The following is a 16,253-nucleotide window of genomic DNA, read 5'->3' as shown; positions in this document are numbered from 1 at the left end:
GAACCATGGCCGATCCGTCCAGTTACCGTCCCAAGCCCGGGCAGATTCCCGACTCCCCGGGGGTCTACAGGTTCCGGGACGAGCACGGCCGGGTCATCTACGTCGGCAAGGCCAAGAGCCTGCGGCAGCGGCTCTCGTCGTACTTCCAGGACCTCGCCGGGCTGCACCAGCGCACGCGCACGATGGTCACGACCGCCGCGTCCGTGGAGTGGACCGTGGTGGCCACGGAGGTCGAGGCGCTCCAGCTCGAATACACCTGGATCAAGCAGTACGACCCCCGGTTCAACGTCAAGTACCGGGACGACAAGAGCTACCCGTCCCTCGCCGTGACGCTCAACGAGGAGTATCCGCGGGTGCAGGTCATGCGCGGCCCCAAGCGCAAAGGCGTGCGCTACTTCGGGCCGTACGCGCACGCGTGGGCCATCCGCGAGACCGTCGACCTGATGCTGCGCGCCTTCCCCGTGCGGACCTGTTCCGCCGGGGTGTTCAAGCGCAGCGCGCAGATCGGCCGGCCCTGTCTGCTGGGGTACATCGGCAAGTGCTCCGCGCCCTGCGTCGGCCGGGTCACGGCCGCCGAGCACCGGGAGCTGGCCGAGGAGTTCTGCGACTTCATGGCGGGCCGCACGGGCGCGTATCTGAAGCGCCTGGAGCGGCAGATGCACGAGGCCGCCGAGGAGATGGAGTACGAGAAGGCGGCGCGGCTGCGCGACGACATAGGGGCGCTACGGAGCGCCATGGAGAAGAACGCGGTCGTCCTCGCCGACGCCACCGACGCCGACCTGATCGCCCTCGCAGAGGACGAGCTGGAGGCGGCGGTGCAGATCTTCCACGTCCGCGGCGGCCGGGTGCGCGGCCAGCGGGGCTGGGTCACCGACCGGGTGGAGGCCGTCGACACCGCCGGCCTCGTGGAGCACGCGCTCCAGCAGCTCTACGGGGACGAGCAGGCCGAGGCCATCCCGCGCGAGGTGCTGGTCCCGGCGCTGCCGCAGCCCGCGGGGCCCGTACGGGAGTGGCTGACCGAGCGCCGCGGTGCCCGGGTGGACCTGCGGGTGCCGCAGCGCGGCGACAAGAAGGACCTGCTCGCCACGGTCGCGCGGAACGCGCAGCAGGCCCTCGCCCTGCACAAGACCAAGCGCGCCTCCGACCTGACCACCCGCTCCCGGGCGCTGGAGGAGATCGCCGAGGCGCTGGAGCTGGACTCCGCGCCGCTGCGCATCGAGTGCTACGACATCTCGCATCTGCAGGGCGACGACGTCGTCGGCTCCATGGTCGTCTTCGAGGACGGCCTGGTCCGCAAGAGCGAGTACCGCCGCTTCGAGATCAAGGGCTTCACCGGCCAGGACGACGTACGGGCGATGCACGAGGTGATCACCCGCAGGTTCCGGCGGTACGTGCAGGAGAAGCAGAAGACGGGGGAGTGGGGCGACCCGGAGGCCGAGGCGGCGGCCGAGCGCGGCCGTGCCGCCGCCGCCGCCGACGACGCAGCGGCGGAAGGGCCGGCCGGGCGGGATCCCGACACCGGGCGGCCCAGGAAGTTCGCGTACCCGCCCCAGCTCGTGGTCGTCGACGGCGGCCAGCCGCAGGTCGGCGCCGCCAAGCGGGCCCTCGGCGAGCTGGGCGTGGACGACGTGGCCGTGGTCGGCCTGGCCAAGCGCCTCGAAGAGGTCTGGCTGCCGGACAGCGACGACCCCGTCATCCTGCCGCGCAGCAGCGAGGGCCTGTACATGCTGCAGCGCGTACGGGACGAGGCCCACCGCTTCGCGATCGCCTACCAGCGCAAGAAACGGGCCAAGAGCATGAAGGCCGGACCGCTGGACGACGTGCCGGGCCTGGGGGAGAACCGCCGCCGGGCGCTGCTGAAGCACTTCGGTTCGGTGAAACGGCTCAGAGCTGCGACTATTGATCAGATCTGTGAGGTTCCCGGCATCGGCCGCAAGACGGCCGAAAACATCGCCGTGACCCTTGCGCAGGCGGCACCTGCCGCGCCGGCGGTGAACACCGCCACCGGAGAGATCATGGACGAGTGAGGACCGGGGGACAGAGCGATGAACGACAACGGGACAGACGAGACCGACGAGACCACCGTGACCACGGGTGACCCGGCCGCCGGGCCGGGCGAGACGGGTGACTCCGCGCAGGCGGGCATCCCCGAGCTGGTGATCATCTCCGGGATGTCGGGCGCCGGCCGGAGCACGGCCGCGAAGTGCCTGGAGGACCTCGGCTGGTTCGTCGTGGACAACCTGCCGCCCGCACTCATCCCCACCATGGTGGAGCTGGGCGCCCGCTCGCAGGGGAACGTGGCGCGGATCGCGGTCGTCGTGGACGTCCGCGGGCGGCGCTTCTTCGACAATCTGAAGGAGTCCCTGGCCGACCTGAAGGAGAAGGGGGTCCCCCGGCGCATCGTCTTCCTGGAGGCGTCGGACAACTCGCTGGTGGCCCGCTTCGAGTCCGTACGCCGCCCGCACCCGCTGCAGGGCGACGGGACGATCCTCGACGGCATCGCCGCCGAGCGCGACCTGCTGCGCGAGCTGCGCGGCGACGCCGACCTGGTGATCGACACCTCCAGCCTGAACGTGCACGAGCTGCGCGCGAAGATGGACGCCCAGTTCGCCGGCGGCGAGGAGCCCGAGCTGCGCGCCACGGTGATGTCCTTCGGCTACAAGTACGGCCTGCCGGTGGACGCCGACCTGGTGGTGGACTGCCGCTTCCTGCCGAACCCGCACTGGGTCCCCGAGCTGCGCCAGTTCACCGGGCTCAACGAGGACGTCGCGCAGTACGTCTTCAACCAGCCCGGCGCCAAGGAGTTCCTCAACGGATACGCGGAGCTGATGCACCTGGTCACCGAGGGCTACCGGCGCGAGGGCAAGCGGTACGTGACCATCGCCGTCGGCTGTACCGGCGGCAAGCACCGCTCCGTGGCGATGTCCGAGCGGCTGGCCCGCCGGCTCGCCTCGGACGGCATCGAGACCGTCGTCGTCCACCGGGACATGGGGCGCGAGTGAGCCGGATCGCCGGCGGCCGGAACCTCCGGCTGCGCCGCCGGGGCGCCCGCAGACCCGGTTCGCAGCCGAAGGTGGTCGCGCTCGGCGGGGGGATGGGCCTGTCGGCCTCCCTCGCCGCGCTGCGCCGGATCACCGGCGATCTCACCGCCGTCGTCACCGTCGCCGACGACGGCGGCTCGTCCGGGCGGCTCCGCGCCGAGCTTGGCGTGCTGCCGCCGGGCGACCTGCGCAAGGCGCTGGCGGCGCTCTGCGGCGACGACGACTGGGGCCAGACCTGGTCCCGCGTCATCCAGCACCGCTTCACCAGCCAGGGCGAGCTGCACGACCACGCGGTCGGCAATCTGCTGATCGTCGCGCTCTGGGAGCAGCTCGGCGACCACGTCGCGGCCCTCGACCTGGTCGGTACGCTCCTGGGCGCGCACGGCCGGGTGCTGCCCATGTCCGCGGTGCCCCTGGAGCTGCGCGCCGACGTACGCGGCCACGCGCCGGAGCGCCCCGAGCAGGTCACCACCGTGGCCGGCCAGGCCACCGTGGCCCTGACCCCCGGCGAGGTGCAGCAGGTCTACCTGGTGCCCGCCGACCCGCCGGCCGTCCCGGCCGCCGTCGAGGCCGTCCGCGAGGCGGACTGGGTGGTGCTCGGCCCGGGCTCGTGGTTCTCCTCCGTCATCCCGCACCTGCTGGTGCCCGACCTGCGCCAGGCCCTGGTGGAGACCAAGGCCCGCAAGGTCCTCTCCCTGAACCTCGCCCCGCAGCCGGGGGAAACGGACGGATTTTCCCCGCGGCGTCATTTGGAGGTTTTGCGACGACACGCCCCTAAACTCGCCCTCGACGTGGTGCTGGCCGACAAGGATGCAGTGCCCGGTGCGGCAGAGCGCGACGGGTTGCGCGAGGCTGCGAAAGAGCTTGAGGGCTCGGTCGAGCTGGCGCCGGTGGCGCGGACCGACGGGACTCCCCGGCACGATCCGGAGCTGCTGGCCGCCGCGTACGACCGTATTTTTCGGATGCATGGAAGGATCGGGCCATGGCGATGACGGCAGCGGTGAAGGACGAGATCTCGCGGCTCCCCGTGACCCGGACGTGCTGCCGCAAGGCGGAGGTCTCGGCCACGCTCCGGTTCGCCGGCGGGCTGCACCTCGTCAGCGGCCGCATCGTGATCGAGGCCGAGCTGGACACCGGGGTCGCCGCGCGGCGGCTGAAGAAGGACATCCTGGAGATCTTCGGACACGGGTCCGAGATGATCGTCATGGCCCCGGGCGGGCTGCGCCGCAGCAGCCGGTACGTGGTCCGCGTAGTCGCCGGCGGTGAGCAACTGGCCCGGCAGACGGGCCTGGTCGACGGCCGCGGCCGGCCGATCCGCGGGCTGCCCCCGCAGGTCGTCTCCGGCGCCACCTGCGACGCCGAGGCCGCCTGGCGCGGCGCCTTCCTCGCCCACGGCTCGCTGACCGAGCCCGGCCGCTCCTCCTCGCTGGAGGTCACCTGCCCGGGCCCGGAGGCGGCCCTCGCCCTGGTCGGCGCCGCCCGCCGGCTCAGCATCCCGGCCAAGGCCCGCGAGGTGCGCGGCGTGGACCGCGTGGTCGTACGGGACGGGGACGCCATCGGCGCCCTGCTCACCCGGCTCGGCGCGCACGAGTCGGTGCTGGCCTGGGAGGAGCGCCGGATGCGCCGCGAGGTGCGCGCCACGGCCAACCGGCTGGCCAACTTCGACGACGCCAACCTGCGCCGCTCCGCCCGCGCGGCGGTCGCGGCCGGCGCCCGCGTGCAGCGGGCGCTGGAGATCCTCGGCGACGAGGTGCCGGAGCACCTGGCGGCGGCCGGCCGGCTGCGCATGGAGCACAAGCAGGCGTCGCTGGAGGAACTGGGCGCGCTCGCCGACCCGCCGCTGACGAAGGACGCGGTCGCGGGGCGTATCCGCCGGCTGCTCGCCATGGCCGACAAGCGGGCGGGCGACCTGGGCATCCCGGGCACGGAGGCCAACCTCACGGAGGAGATGGTGGGCTGACGCCCGCCCCGCCCGGCGGCGCCCGGCCCTGATCCCGCACAACCCCTCAACCGCGGCCGCACCGCGGCTTCTTCACCCTCCCGGCATCTTGACGTGGACATGAGTGACCCGCAGCCTGACTGCCGTTCGTCCACGAGACAGGCAACTCAAAGAGGGGCACATGGGACGAAGAGCCAGTGCGGTCCTCGCATCAGCCGCCGACTGGGCCCGTAGCGGCAAGCTCTTCGAGAGCTACGCGGCCGTCTCCACCCGCGACACCGTCCTCGTCGGCTTCGGGGTCGAGCACCTCGCCGACAAGCCCGCACGCGCCGCTCTTCTGAGCCGCGCACTGTCCCATCTGAGGCGCTGACACAGGCCCGCTGACCGGCGGCGACGCCGGATCGCGGCGGCGGCCCGTAGCCCTACCGGGGGTTACGGGCCGCCGTCCGCGTCACCGGCGGGGTCCGGGCCGCCGCGCGGGTGCGGAAGCGGTAGGGTCGGCAGTGGTCGGGGATTCCCAGTCAGAGCACCGGTCGATGAAGGACCGGCGTACCAACGAGGAGATCGGTTCGTGACGATCCGCGTAGGCATCAACGGCTTCGGCCGCATCGGCCGCAACTACTTCCGCGCCATCCTGGAGCAGGGTGCGGACATCGAGGTCGTGGCGTTCAACGACCTGGGTGACGCCGCGACCATCGCACACCTGCTGAAGTACGACACCCTGCTCGGCAAGCTCAAGGCCGAGGTGAGCCACACCGCCGACGCCATCACCGTCGACGGCCGCCCCATCAAGATGCTCGCCGAGCGCGACCCGGCGAACCTGCCCTGGGGCGACCTGGGCGTGGACGTGGTGATCGAGTCCACCGGCATCTTCACCAAGTCCGAGGACGCCAAGAAGCACCTGGACGCCGGGGCGAAGAAGGTCATCATCTCCGCGCCCGCCAAGGGCGAGGACATCACCATCGTGATGGGGGTCAACGAGGACTCCTACGACCCGGCCGCCCACAACATCATCTCCAACGCCTCGTGTACGACGAACTGCGTCGCGCCGATGGCGAAGGTGCTGGACGAGAACTTCGGCATCGTGCAGGGCATGATGACCACCGTCCACGCCTACACCAACGACCAGCGCATCCTGGACTTCCCGCACAAGGACCTGCGCCGCGCCCGCGCCGCCGCGGAGAACATCATCCCGACCACCACCGGCGCCGCGAAGGCCACCGCGCTCGTCCTGCCGCAGCTCAAGGGCAAGCTGGACGGCATCGCGATGCGCGTGCCGGTGCCGACCGGCTCCGTCACCGACCTGGTGGTCGAGCTGAGCCGCGAGGTCACCAAGGACGAGGTCAACGCCGCGTACCAGAAGGCCGCCGAGGGCCAGCTCAAGGGCATCCTGGAGTACACCGAGGACCCGATCGTCTCCTCGGACATCGTCAACACCGCGCCGTCCTGCACCTTCGACTCCCTGCTGACGATGGCGCAGGGCAAGCAGGTCAAGATCGTGGGCTGGTACGACAACGAGTGGGGCTACTCCAACCGTCTGGTCGACATCACCACCTTCGTCGGCGAGCGTCTCTGAGGCGACGCGGCCGCCTGGCCGGGGGGCCGCGGCTCCCCGGGCAGCTCATCCGGGCCGGGGCCCGGCCGCCGCACGGCGGCGGGGCCCCGCTCGTTCCGACGACCAGGCCGCCGCGCGCGCCGCTCCGCGGCGGTGTGCGGGCGGTGTCAGCAGTGATGCAGGAGTCTCCATGAAGACGCTCGACGACCTCCTCGGCGAAGGCATCGCCGGCAAGCGGGTCTTCGTCCGCGCGGACCTCAACGTGCCGCTGGACGGCACCACCATCACCGACGACGGGCGTATCCGCGCCGTCGTTCCGACGATCGCCAAGCTGGCCGAGGCCGGCGCCCGGGTGGTCGTCGCCTCCCACCTCGGCCGCCCCAAGGGCGCGCCGGACCCGGCGTTCTCCCTCGCGCCGGTGGCGCGCCGGCTGGGCGAACTGCTCGGGGATTCCGCCAAGAAGACGGCGTTCGCCACGGACACCGTGGGCGAGAGCGCGAAGGCCACCGTCGCCGGGCTCGGCGACGGCGAGGTCACGCTGCTCGAAAACCTGCGGTTCAACCCCGGTGAGACCGCGAAGGACGACGCCGAGCGCGGCGCGTTCGCGGACGAGCTGGCCCAACTGGCCGACGTGTACGTGGGCGACGGCTTCGGCGCCGTCCACCGCAAGCACGCCTCGGTGTACGACCTGCCCGCCCGGCTGCCGCACTACGTCGGCTACCTGATCGCCGCCGAGGTGGACGTCCTGCGCAAGCTCACCGAGGACGTCGCGCGGCCGTACGCGGTCGTGCTCGGCGGCGCCAAGGTCTCCGACAAGCTGGGGGTCATCGACCACCTGCTGGAGAAGGCCGACCGCATCCTCATCGGCGGCGGCATGGCGTACACCTTCCTCAAGGCCAAGGGGTACGAGGTCGGCTCCAGCCTGCTCCAGGAGGAGCAGGTGCCCGCGGTCCGCGAGTACCTGGCGCGGGCCGAGCGGCTCGGCGTGGAGTTCGTGCTCCCGGTCGACGTGGTCGCGGCCCGGGAGTTCCCGGACGTCAAGGCGCAGGCGCCGACCGACCCCGTGACCGTACCGGCGGACGCCATCCCCGCCGACGTGATGGGGCTGGACATCGGCCCGGCGTCCGGGCGGCTCTTCGCCTCGAAGATCGCCGACGCCGCCACGGTCTTCTGGAACGGGCCGATGGGCGTGTTCGAGCACCCCGACTACGCCGACGGCACCCGCGCGGTCGCGCAGGCCCTGGTGGACAGCTCCGCGTTCACCGTCGTCGGCGGCGGTGACAGCGCCGCCGCCGTGCGCATCCTGGGCTTCGACGAGAATGCGTTCGGCCACATCTCGACCGGTGGCGGCGCCAGCCTCGAATACCTCGAGGGCAAGACGCTCCCCGGCCTCGCCGCACTGGAGGACTGACCCGTAACGATGAACGACAAGCCGACCCGTATCCCGTTCATGGCGGGCAACTGGAAGATGAACCTCAACCACCTCGAGGGCATCGCGCACGTCCAGAAGCTCGCCTTCGCGCTCCACGACAAGGACTACGAGGCCGTCGAGGTCGCCGTCCTGCCGCCGTACACCGATCTGCGCTCGGTGCAGACGCTCGTGGACGGCGACAAGCTCAAGATCAAGTACGGCGCCCAGGACATCTCGCCGCACGACGCCGGCGCGTACACGGGCGACGTCTCGGGCCCGATGCTGGCCAAGCTCCACTGCACGTACGCCGTCGTCGGCCACTCCGAGCGGCGGCAGTACCACGGCGAGGACGACGCGCTCGTCAACGCCAAGGTCAAGGCCGCGTTCAAGTACGGCATCACGCCGATCCTCTGCATCGGCGAGGGCCTGGAGGTGCGCAAGGCCGGCGAGCAGGTCGCGTACACCCTGGCGCAGCTCGACGGGGCGCTGAAGGGCGTCAACGCGGCGGACGCGGAGAGCATCGTCGTCGCGTACGAGCCGGTGTGGGCCATCGGCACCGGCGAGGTCGCCACGCCTGACGACGCGCAGGAGGTCTGCGGCGCGATCCGGCAGCGGCTGGCGGAGCTGTACAGCGAGGAGGTGGCGGCCGCGGTGCGCATCCAGTACGGCGGTTCCGTCAAGAGCGGCAACGTCGCGGCGATCATGGCGCAGCCCGACGTGGACGGCGCGCTGATCGGCGGCGCTTCGCTGGACGCCGACGAGTTCGTCAAGATCGTCCGCTTCCGGGACCAGTGAGGTCCGCGGCTCCGGGCCTCTTCCCGCCGACCGGGGAGTAGGCCCGGGCCGCCTGTTCGTCGTAGGCTGTCGGGGGCCGGTCACGCAGGATGACCGCACCGGCCCCGTTCCGTATCCGTCCGTCACCGAGAGAGTTGGAAAAGCCGTGACCGTGGCGTTCTCCATCGCCCTGATCATCTTCAGCGGGCTGCTGATGATGCTCGTCCTCATGCACAAGGGCAAGGGCGGCGGCCTGTCCGACATGTTCGGCGGCGGCATGCAGTCCTCCGTCGGCGGCTCCTCCGTCGCCGAGCGCAACCTGGACCGGATCACCGTGGTCGTCGGCCTGATCTGGTTCGCCATCATCGTCGTGCTGGGCCTGCTGATGAAGTTCGACAGCTGAGCCACCACGGCGACTGGCGGTACGTAGACTAGGGCGCCCGCGGCGGGGTCGCCGACGATGCCTCGCCGCATTTCACGCAGGGAGTTACGACCGTGGCAAGTGGCAACGCGATCCGTGGAAGCCGGGTCGGCGCCGGGCCGATGGGGGAGGCGGAGCGGGGCGAGTCAGCGCCGCGCCTGCGCGTCTCCTTCTGGTGCTCCAACGGGCACGAGACCCGACCCAGCTTCGCCACCGACGCGCAGATCCCGGACAGGTGGGACTGCCCGCGCTGTGGTTTCCCGGCGGGCCAGGACCGGGACAACCCGCCGGACCCGCCGCGCACCGAGCCGTACAAGACGCACCTCGCGTACGTGCGCGAGCGGCGCAGCGACGCCGACGGCGAGGCCATCCTCGCCGAGGCCCTCGCCAAGCTCCGCGGCGAGATCTGACCCCGGGCCGAGCCAGCGGGCGGCCCCCGGCCCTGCCGAGCCGCCCGAGCCGCGCCGGCGGCACTCTCCTTCCTCCCCGGCACCGACACCGGCATCAGTACCGGCACGGGTACCGGCAGCGCGCCGTCGTGCGCGCCGAGCCGTCACGCCGCAGGACCGGCCGCCCCATCTGAGGCGGCGGATAGGGCAACCGCCCGAGGTGCCCCGGGTACCCGCGTACCTACGGTCCCGGCATGCGATCCGAGACCACCCACCCGCGGCAGACCGCCGCACCTGCCTGGCGCGGCGGCTTCGGGCGGCTGTGGTCCGCCGCCGTCGTCTCCCGCTTCGGTGATGCCCTGCGGGGCGCCGCGCTGCCGCTGCTCGCCGTCGAGCTGACCGACTCCGCGCTGCTCGTCGCGCTCGTCACCGCCTGCGGCTTCCTGCCCTGGCTGCTCTTCGGGCTGATCGGCGGCGCCCTCGCCGACCGGGTCGACCAGCGGCGCGCGATGTGGATCACGGACGTGCTGCGCGGACTCCTCATGGCCGCCTTCGCGCTCGCGGTGTGGCAGGACCGGGCCGGCATCGCCCTGCTCCTCGTCCTCGCCTTCGCGCTCACCGCGCTCCAGACGGTCTTCGACAACGCCGCCACCGCGCTGCTGCCCGTCGTCGTGCCCACCGCGGCCCTCGGCACCGCGAACGGGCGGCTCCTGGCCGGCCAGGAGGCCGTGCACCGCTTCGCCGGTACGCCGCTGGTGCCCGTGCTCGTCGGCGCCGGGGCGGCCGTGCCGTACGCCGTGGACGCCGCCTCGTACCTGCTGGCCGCCGCCCTGGTCGCCGGCCTGCCGCACCGGCGGCGGCCCGCCGCCGAGCGGCCCCGGACGCCGCTGCGCCGGGACGTCGCAGACGGGCTGCGCGGCCTGTGGGCAGATCCGGTGCTCCGGGGCGTCTGCGCGGCCACCGTCGTCGCCAACACCGGGTTCGGCGCCCTCGTCGCCACCCTCGTGCTGCACCTGACCGGCTGGCTCGGCGCGGGCACCACCGGCTACGCCCTCGCGCTCACCGCGTACGGCATCGGCAGCGTCACCGGCGGCGTGGCCGCGGGCCGGGTCTCCGCGGCCCTCGGGGCCCCGCGCACCCTGGTCTGGGCGGGCCTCGCCCAGGCGGCGTGCCTGACCGCCTTCGGCACCGTACGCAGCCTCCCCGCGGCCGGCGCCGCGCTCGCCGTCCTCGGCTTCGCCGGGATGCTCTGGACCGCCACCGAGATCACCGTCCTGCAGCGGCGCAGCCCCGCCGGGGCCATCGGCCGGACCAGCGCCGCGTTCCGTACCCTGTCGATCTCCGTGGTGCCGCTCGGGGCGGTGCTCGGCGGGGTGCTCGCCGGTTCCCTGGGGGAGAACACCCCGGCGCTGGCCGCCGCCGTCCTCACCGGCCTCGGGGTGGTCGCGCTCGGACCGGCGGCGCGCTCCGGGATCAATTAGGTTGGACGGCATGGCCGACACCACGTCACGCACCAGGCTCGACCAGACCCCCGAGTGGCACGCACTCGCCAAGCACCGCGAGGAGTTCGGCGCCACCCACCTGCGCGAGCTGTTCGCCGCCGACCCCGAGCGCGGCCGCCGGTACACGCTCCGCGTCGGCGATCTCTACCTGGACTACTCCAAGCACCTCGTCACCGACGAGACCCTGCGCCTGCTGCGCGAACTGGCCGCCGCGACGGGTGTCGCCGAGCTGCGCGACGCCATGTTCCGCGGCGAGAAGATCAACATCACCGAGGACCGCGCCGTGCTGCACACCGCGCTGCGCGCCCCCAGCGCCGAGTCCGTCGAGGTGGACGGGGTGGACGTGGTGCCCGGCGTGCACCACGTGCTGACCCGGATGACCACCTTCGCCGACCGGGTCCGCTCCGGCGAGTGGCGCGGCCACACCGGCAAGCCGGTGCGCGCCGTCGTCAACGTCGGCATCGGCGGCTCCGACCTGGGCCCGGCCATGGCGTACGAGGCGCTGCGCGCGTACACCCAGCGGGATCTGACCGTCCGCTTCGTCTCCAACGTCGACGGCGCCGACCTGCACGAGGCCGTGCGCGACCTCGACCCCGAGACCACGCTGTTCGTCATCGCCTCCAAGACCTTCACCACCATCGAGACGATCACCAACGCCACCGCCGCGAAGCGCTGGCTGCTGGCGGGCCTCGGCGCCGGCGACGAGGCGGTCGCCAAGCACTTCGTCGCCTTGTCGACCAACGCGGCGAAGGTCGCCGAGTTCGGCATCGACACGGACAACATGTTCGAGTTCTGGGACTGGGTCGGCGGGCGCTACTCGTACGACTCGGCCATCGGCCTGTCCCTCATGGTGGCCATCGGCCCGGTCGCCTTCCGCGAGATGCTCGCCGGCTTCCGGCTCGTCGACGAGCACTTCCGCACCGCGCCGCCGGAGGAGAACGCGCCGCTGCTGCTGGGCCTCCTCGGCATCTGGTACGGCAACTTCTTCGACGCGCAGTCGCACGCCGTGCTCCCGTACAGCCACTACCTGTCGAAGTTCACCGCCTATCTCCAGCAGCTCGACATGGAGTCCAACGGCAAGGCCACCGACCGCGACGGCGCGCGCGTCGGCTGGCAGACCGGGCCCGTGGTCTGGGGCACGCCCGGCACCAACGGGCAGCACGCGTACTACCAACTGCTGCACCAGGGCACCAAGATGATCCCCGCCGACCTGATCGGCTTCGCCCGGCCGGTCCCCGAGCTGGGCGAGCTGACCGGGCAGCACGACCTGCTGATGGCCAACCTCTTCGCCCAGGGCCAGGCGCTCGCCTTCGGCAAGACGGCGGCGGAGGTGTCGGCCGAGGGCGTGCCCGAGGCGCAGGTGCCGCACCGGACGTTCCCGGGCAACCACCCGACGACGACGATCCTGGCCGACGGCCTCACGCCCTCGGTGCTGGGGCAGCTCGTCGCGCTCTACGAGCACAAGGTCTTCGTGCAGGGCGCGGTGTGGGACATCGACTCCTTCGACCAGTGGGGCGTCGAGCTGGGCAAGGTGCTGGCCAAGCGGCTGGAGCCGGCGCTGGCGGACGGCACGGAGGTCCCCGGTCTCGACGGCTCGACCCTCGCGCTGGTCGACGCCTACCGGGCGCTGCGCGGGCGCTGACGCACCGAAGGCCGCCGAACGGCGCTGACCTGCGGCGTTCGGCGGCGTTCTGCTGGCGGGGCGGGGTCCCGCGCGGCAGCCTGGAGAGATGCGGTGGCTGCGCGGGACCTCCTACTGGGTCGCGGGGGTTTTCTGGCGGGCGCCACCGCCGTGGACATCGCGGCGGCGCAGGGCCACACGATGGAGGCCCTGTTCGCCGTGGTGCCGGTGTTCGTCGCGGTCAACGGCACCCGCCGGGCGATCCTCGTCGCCGGCGCCGGGGCGCTGATCCTCGGCACCGCGCTGAGCTGGTGGAACTTCAGGCAGCTCGACCTCGGCTTCTGGTCGGGCATCCTCGCCATCGGCTGCGCCACCGTGGTCGGGCTCGTCGTGTACCGCGAGCGCCTCGCCCGCGAGCGGCGGCTCACCGGCGTCATCCGGGTCGCCAACGTCGTGCAGCAGGCCCTGCTGCCCGCGCCGCCCGCCCGCGCGGGGCCGCTGGACGTGGCTGCGCAGCGCCGCGGGCCGCGTACGCGAGACCGACCTGCCCGGCGGCCCGCCGCTGGGCCTCGGCCTGTCGCGGTCCCTGCAGGACGCGGAGGAGATCACCATGGCGCTCGCCGAGGGCGACGAGCTGCTGCTGACCACCGACGGCGTGCTGGAGGCGCGCAGCGCGTCGGGCGAGTTCTTCCCGCTGGCGGAGCGCTACGCCCCCGCGCCGCGCGAGCGCCCGCCCGCGGACGTGCTGGCGGCGCTGCGGCGCGACCTCACGGACCGGGCGCCCGAACTGCACGACGACTCGGCGCTGGTGCTGCTGCGCTACGCCCCGCGGCGGATCCGGCCCGCGTAGCGGGCCTCCAGGGCGGCGTTGTGCGCGTCGCCCTCCGGGATGTTCGCCGACAGGTACACCGGCGGCGTGGCGCCGCGCTCCAGCAGCAGCCGGATCGCCTCGGCGACGACCTGCTGCACGAGCAGGGCCCCGGTGATCGACGACACCGCGCACGCCGTGCCGCCGCCGGGCAGCGTGAGCACGGAGTCGCCGAAGGGGGCGCCGTTGTCGAGCACCACGTCGGCGTGGTCGGTCAGCCGCTTGCCTGAGGGGTGCCGGGACTCGGCGCGGGCGCCGTGGGCCAGCGAGGTGATCGCGACGAGCGGGTGCCCGTGCTCCTTGACGACGGCGGCCATCTCCACGACGCAGCCGTTGATGCCGGAGTTCGAGGCGATGACGAAGGCGTCGGCGGGGTGCGGCGCGGCCAGCTCGTACAGCCGGCGGGCGGTCGCGGGGTCGCGCTCCAGCTTGGCGTCGGAGAGCAGCGCGGGGGGCTCGCCTCCGTAGATCACGAGATCCCGCAGGGCGATCTTGTTCGTCGGTACGAAGCCGCCGGCGCGGCCGGCGATCTCGGTCGCCAGCGATTCGGAGTGCCCGGTGCCGAACGCCTGGATCACGCCGTCGCCGCCCAGCGCGTCCGCGAACACCGTCGCGGCGGCGCCGACCTCGGCGCGCTGCCCCTCGGCCACCCGCCGGAGTGAGGTCAGGGCCGCGGCGGTGAAGGCGGCTGCGCTGATCGGCTTGAGGGTCATCGGTGCTCCCGGGAGTGGTCTGGACAACGTGCCGTACGCGGGGCCAATCTCAGGCAGTCGCGCACGGCGCGTCAAGGGCGCGGTGCGGGGCCGACCACCGGGAGCGGGCAGTGGAGAAGCTGGTCATCGGCATCGACGTGGGCGGGACGAGGATCCGCGCGGCGCTCGCGCGCTCGGCGGGCGGCGGAGTGCTGCGTACGGCGTCGGCGGGGGCGGGGAACCCGCGCTCGGTGCCGCCGGAGGTGCTGACGTCCCGGCTGGCGGCGTGCGTGGCGCCGCTGGCGGAGGCGGCCCAGGCGGCGGGTACGGGGCGGATCGCTGCGGTGGTCGCGGGCGTCGCCGGCGCGGAGCCCCGCAACCCGGACGACGCGGGCACGCGGGTGGCGCACGCGGCCCTGCGCAGGGCGCTGCGCCGGGGCGGGGTCCGGCCGGTGCAGGTGCAGATCCGCGGCGACACGGAGATCGCCTTCGCGGCGGGCCCGGGCGCACCGGCGGCGGGGGTGGTGGCGATCGCCGGCACGGGCGCCTCGGCGGCCCGGATCGCGGCCCGGCGGCAGACGGCCACGATCGACGGCCACGGCTGGCTCCTGGGCGACGAGGGCAGCGGCTTCTGGATCGCCCGGCAGGCGCTGCGAGCGGCGCTGCGGTCCCTGGACGGCAGGGGCCCGGCGACGGCGCTTGTGGGGCTGCTGACGGCGGCGACGGTCGGTGGAGAGCCGGGGGAGCGGGCTCTCGGGGCGCGGGGAGGGGATGCCGAGGCGGCTGCGGCGGACTCGGGAGCGGGGCGCGCAGGGGAGCGGGGCTCGGCCCGGGGGACGCGGGGCGGCGGCGCGGCCGGGCGGACGGCTCGGGGGACCGCGGGGGATCCGGTGGTACGGATCGCGCTGGTGGATGCCGGGTTCGCGGGGGCGCCGGTGGAGATCGCGCGGCTCTGCCCGGTGGTCGTACGGGCCGCGGCGGCCGGTGACGCGGTGGCCGGGGCGATCCTGGACGAGGCCGCCGACCACCTCGCCGAGACGGTCGCCGTGCTCGCCCCCGCGCCCGGCGAGCCCCTGGTCACCACCGGCGCGCTCCTGGCCCCCGCGGGCCCCCTCCTGCCCCGCTTCACGGCCCGCATGCGCCCGTACGACGTGACCCCGGCCCCGGTGCCGGACGGCCTGGCGGGCGCGGTGGCGCTGGCCCGTGCGATGCTCTGACGCGAGCCCGCCCTCCCGCGCACCGCTGCCCGTCCTCCCGCTACGGCGACGCCGGCGGGTACAGCGCCGGGGGGAGCAGGGCCGCGGCGGGGCGGTCCAGGAGCCAGAGGGTGCGGGTCCGGCCGCGGGCGCCCGCCGCGGGAGCCTGGATCTCGCCCGCGCCCGACAGCGCCATCGCCGCCGCCCGCGCCTTGTCCTCGCCCGCCGCCAGCAGCCATACCTCCCGCGCCGCCCTGATCGCCGGCAGCGTCAGCGAGATCCGCGTCGGCGGCGGCTTCGGCGCCCCGTGGACGCCGACGACGGTGCGCTCCGTCTCCCGTACCCCCGGCAGCTCGGGGAAGAGCGACGCGACGTGCGTGTCCGGGCCCACGCCCAGCAGCAGCACGTCGAACGCCGGGACCGGCCCGTGGTCCTCCGGCCGGGCCGCGGCGGCCAGTTCGCGCGCGTACGCCGCCGCCGCCGCGTCCGCGTCGGCGCCGAACTCCGCCTGCGCCGCCGGCATCTCGTGCACCCGCGCGGGGTCGAGCGGCACCCCGTCCAGCAGCGCCTCCCTGGCCTGGGTCGCGTTGCGGTCGGGGTCGCCCGCGGGCAGGAAGCGCTCGTCTCCCCACCACAGGTCCAGCCGCGACCAGTCGACCGCGTCCCGGGCCGGGGCGGCGGCGAGCGCCGCCAGCAGGCCGTTGCCGTTGCGGCCGCCCGTGAGCACGACCGACGCCGCGCCCCGGGCGGACTGCGCGTCCACGACCTTCGTGATCAGCCGGGCGGCGGCCGACTCGGCCATCAGCTCCTTGTCGCGGTGGACGACGATCTGCGGCGTGCTCAC

General features: G+C 73.6%; 17 protein-coding genes. 14 read left to right on the top strand and 3 right to left on the bottom strand.

Annotation, left to right across the window (positions count from 1 at the left end):
• Window positions 1-5: 5 nt before the first annotated feature.
• The 12 genes from uvrC to pgi all read left to right on the top strand — a co-directional run bounded on the left by uvrC (window position 6) and on the right by pgi (window position 12,674).
• Window positions 6-2,027 carry an excinuclease ABC subunit UvrC gene (uvrC, locus tag OG946_RS06980; RefSeq protein ID WP_326795267.1) on the top strand — a complete coding sequence of 674 codons (2,022 nt, stop codon included), beginning with the start codon at window positions 6-8 and terminating at the stop codon, window positions 2,025-2,027.
• 18 nt (window positions 2,028-2,045) lie between these two features.
• Window positions 2,046-3,002: an RNase adapter RapZ gene (gene rapZ, locus OG946_RS06975; RefSeq protein ID WP_326795266.1), complete on the top strand. Its 957-nt coding sequence runs from the start codon at window positions 2,046-2,048 to the stop codon at window positions 3,000-3,002.
• Window positions 2,999-4,033, top strand: a complete 1,035-nt coding sequence (locus OG946_RS06970; RefSeq protein WP_326795265.1) for a gluconeogenesis factor YvcK family protein — start codon at window positions 2,999-3,001, stop codon at window positions 4,031-4,033. The genes rapZ and OG946_RS06970 overlap by 4 nt, the downstream gene beginning before the upstream one ends.
• Complete coding sequence (gene whiA, locus OG946_RS06965) at window positions 4,024-5,001, top strand: DNA-binding protein WhiA (protein WP_047015130.1); 978 nt, start codon at window positions 4,024-4,026, stop codon at window positions 4,999-5,001. The genes OG946_RS06970 and whiA overlap by 10 nt, the downstream gene beginning before the upstream one ends.
• A gap of 160 nt (window positions 5,002-5,161) precedes the next feature.
• Window positions 5,162-5,350 carry a hypothetical protein gene (locus OG946_RS06960; protein WP_326795264.1) on the top strand — a complete coding sequence of 63 codons (189 nt, stop codon included), beginning with the start codon at window positions 5,162-5,164 and terminating at the stop codon, window positions 5,348-5,350.
• A 201-nt stretch (window positions 5,351-5,551) separates the two neighbouring features.
• Window positions 5,552-6,556, top strand: coding sequence for a type I glyceraldehyde-3-phosphate dehydrogenase (gene gap / locus OG946_RS06955; RefSeq protein ID WP_326795263.1), 1,005 nt, complete (start codon window positions 5,552-5,554; stop codon window positions 6,554-6,556).
• A gap of 169 nt (window positions 6,557-6,725) precedes the next feature.
• Window positions 6,726-7,946, top strand: a complete 1,221-nt coding sequence (locus OG946_RS06950) for a phosphoglycerate kinase (RefSeq protein WP_326795262.1) — start codon at window positions 6,726-6,728, stop codon at window positions 7,944-7,946.
• Window positions 7,947-7,955: 9 nt separating this feature from the next.
• A complete protein-coding gene (tpiA, locus tag OG946_RS06945; protein ID WP_326795261.1) occupies window positions 7,956-8,741 on the top strand; it encodes a triose-phosphate isomerase in 786 nt (261 codons plus the stop codon).
• A 151-nt stretch (window positions 8,742-8,892) separates the two neighbouring features.
• Entirely contained in the window at window positions 8,893-9,123 is a 231-nt protein-coding gene (gene secG, locus OG946_RS06940) for a preprotein translocase subunit SecG (RefSeq protein WP_037720488.1), read from the top strand.
• Window positions 9,124-9,215: 92 nt separating this feature from the next.
• Window positions 9,216-9,551 carry an RNA polymerase-binding protein RbpA gene (locus OG946_RS06935; RefSeq protein ID WP_326795260.1) on the top strand — a complete coding sequence of 112 codons (336 nt, stop codon included), beginning with the start codon at window positions 9,216-9,218 and terminating at the stop codon, window positions 9,549-9,551.
• A 233-nt stretch (window positions 9,552-9,784) separates the two neighbouring features.
• Window positions 9,785-11,011 carry an MFS transporter gene (locus OG946_RS06930; protein ID WP_326795259.1) on the top strand — a complete coding sequence of 409 codons (1,227 nt, stop codon included), beginning with the start codon at window positions 9,785-9,787 and terminating at the stop codon, window positions 11,009-11,011.
• A 10-nt stretch (window positions 11,012-11,021) separates the two neighbouring features.
• On the top strand, window positions 11,022-12,674 hold the full coding sequence (gene pgi, locus OG946_RS06925) for a glucose-6-phosphate isomerase (RefSeq protein ID WP_326795258.1): 1,653 nt from the start codon (window positions 11,022-11,024) through the stop codon (window positions 12,672-12,674).
• A gap of 111 nt (window positions 12,675-12,785) precedes the next feature.
• Here pgi and OG946_RS06920 read toward each other — a convergent pair whose 3' ends face one another.
• Window positions 12,786-13,265 carry a hypothetical protein gene (locus OG946_RS06920; RefSeq protein ID WP_326795257.1) on the bottom strand — a complete coding sequence of 160 codons (480 nt, stop codon included), beginning with the start codon at window positions 13,263-13,265 and terminating at the stop codon, window positions 12,786-12,788.
• Here OG946_RS06920 and OG946_RS06915 point away from each other — a divergent pair.
• The gene (locus tag OG946_RS06915; protein ID WP_326800168.1) at window positions 13,162-13,503 is read left to right on the top strand and encodes a SpoIIE family protein phosphatase; all 342 of its coding nucleotides are present in this window, start codon (window positions 13,162-13,164) and stop codon (window positions 13,501-13,503) included. The genes OG946_RS06920 and OG946_RS06915 overlap by 104 nt on opposite strands.
• Here OG946_RS06915 and OG946_RS06910 read toward each other — a convergent pair.
• The gene (locus tag OG946_RS06910) at window positions 13,473-14,234 is read right to left on the bottom strand and encodes an SIS domain-containing protein (protein ID WP_326795256.1); all 762 of its coding nucleotides are present in this window, start codon (window positions 14,232-14,234) and stop codon (window positions 13,473-13,475) included. The genes OG946_RS06915 and OG946_RS06910 overlap by 31 nt on opposite strands.
• Before the next feature lie 110 nt (window positions 14,235-14,344).
• Between OG946_RS06910 and OG946_RS06905 the strand changes: the two genes are divergently transcribed.
• The gene (locus OG946_RS06905) at window positions 14,345-15,430 is read left to right on the top strand and encodes a BadF/BadG/BcrA/BcrD ATPase family protein (RefSeq protein ID WP_326795255.1); all 1,086 of its coding nucleotides are present in this window, start codon (window positions 14,345-14,347) and stop codon (window positions 15,428-15,430) included.
• A gap of 40 nt (window positions 15,431-15,470) precedes the next feature.
• On the opposite strand, the gene pgl is transcribed toward OG946_RS06905, so the two are convergent.
• Window positions 15,471-16,253: a 6-phosphogluconolactonase gene (gene pgl, locus OG946_RS06900; protein WP_326795254.1), complete on the bottom strand. Its 783-nt coding sequence runs from the start codon at window positions 16,251-16,253 to the stop codon at window positions 15,471-15,473.

Origin of the sequence: Streptomyces sp. NBC_01808 (genome assembly GCF_035917395.1) — a bacterium.
Taxonomy (GTDB): domain Bacteria; phylum Actinomycetota; class Actinomycetes; order Streptomycetales; family Streptomycetaceae; genus Streptomyces.
The sequence above is the reverse complement of the archived record's forward strand: the minus strand, read 5'-3'. Positions and strand labels throughout refer to the sequence as shown.

Excerpts from the sequence above, each read along its gene's own strand:
- uvrC (WP_326795267.1), top strand. The coding sequence starts at position 6 with ATGGCCGATCCGTCCAGTTACCGTCCCAAGCCCGGGCAGATTCCCGAC.
- rapZ (WP_326795266.1), top strand. The coding sequence starts at position 2,046 with ATGAACGACAACGGGACAGACGAGACCGACGAGACCACCGTGACCACG.
- whiA (WP_047015130.1), top strand. The coding sequence starts at position 4,024 with ATGGCGATGACGGCAGCGGTGAAGGACGAGATCTCGCGGCTCCCCGTG.
- OG946_RS06960 (WP_326795264.1), top strand. The coding sequence starts at position 5,162 with ATGGGACGAAGAGCCAGTGCGGTCCTCGCATCAGCCGCCGACTGGGCC.
- OG946_RS06950 (WP_326795262.1), top strand. The coding sequence starts at position 6,726 with ATGAAGACGCTCGACGACCTCCTCGGCGAAGGCATCGCCGGCAAGCGG.
- tpiA (WP_326795261.1), top strand. The coding sequence starts at position 7,956 with ATGAACGACAAGCCGACCCGTATCCCGTTCATGGCGGGCAACTGGAAG.
- OG946_RS06930 (WP_326795259.1), top strand. The coding sequence starts at position 9,785 with ATGCGATCCGAGACCACCCACCCGCGGCAGACCGCCGCACCTGCCTGG.
- pgi (WP_326795258.1), top strand. The coding sequence starts at position 11,022 with ATGGCCGACACCACGTCACGCACCAGGCTCGACCAGACCCCCGAGTGG.
- OG946_RS06920 (WP_326795257.1), bottom strand. The coding sequence starts at position 13,265 with ATGGTGATCTCCTCCGCGTCCTGCAGGGACCGCGACAGGCCGAGGCCC.
- OG946_RS06910 (WP_326795256.1), bottom strand. The coding sequence starts at position 14,234 with ATGACCCTCAAGCCGATCAGCGCAGCCGCCTTCACCGCCGCGGCCCTG.